The sequence below is a fragment of the Paenibacillus sp. 01T422 genome, assembly GCF_056398785.1.
Window position 1 is genome coordinate 1 of the sequence record NZ_JBFTQB010001578.1, and the last position, 544, is coordinate 544.

Annotated in this window: 1 protein-coding gene; it reads right to left on the reverse strand. The window is 45.2% G+C overall.

The features are described from left to right. Nucleotides 1-453 (reverse strand): hypothetical protein (locus tag AC1DUA_RS40275; RefSeq protein WP_477504967.1); only part of this gene is annotated, 453 nt, incomplete at its 3' end. Nucleotides 454-544: the final 91 nt, after the last annotated feature.

Sequence of the window (544 nt, forward strand, 5' to 3'; positions counted from 1 at the left end):
CTCTAAGCTGGCATAGAGTTGTTTCTTATCTTGATCATTCAATCGGAATGAGGGTGTTGCTTTGCTTAGATATGCCGTCTCGCTCGAGACTGCAAGAAACACGTGCCGGCCAGCTTCATAATATCGCTGCCACAATGTTTTATCCGTCTGGTGCAGCAAATGGCCTAATAGAGGCAACTTGTCTGTTGATTCCCCGATGGCCATGAAAATAGAAGTTTGAATCTCTTCTCCCGCCTGCTTCATTATGCGCTCCTGTTGTTGACAAACAAGCCTTGGAGCGACCTCCGCTCGCGGGCTATTTAAGATAACAATCCCGTATAACTTCGATCTGTACATATAGGTAATAAGTTGACGTGCCGATTCAGGCGAATACAGCGACGAAATCGTATCATCGATCAAAGTGGCCGACAACTGCTTGATGCTATTTTTGGCAATCGGAGAAGTTGATTTCACAGGCAACCACGCGATAACAAAAGGAGAATACCAATAATTGTCGCTTTGGAATTCAAAGAGATGTTGAAGTTTTCCCTCATCGGCCACAGCA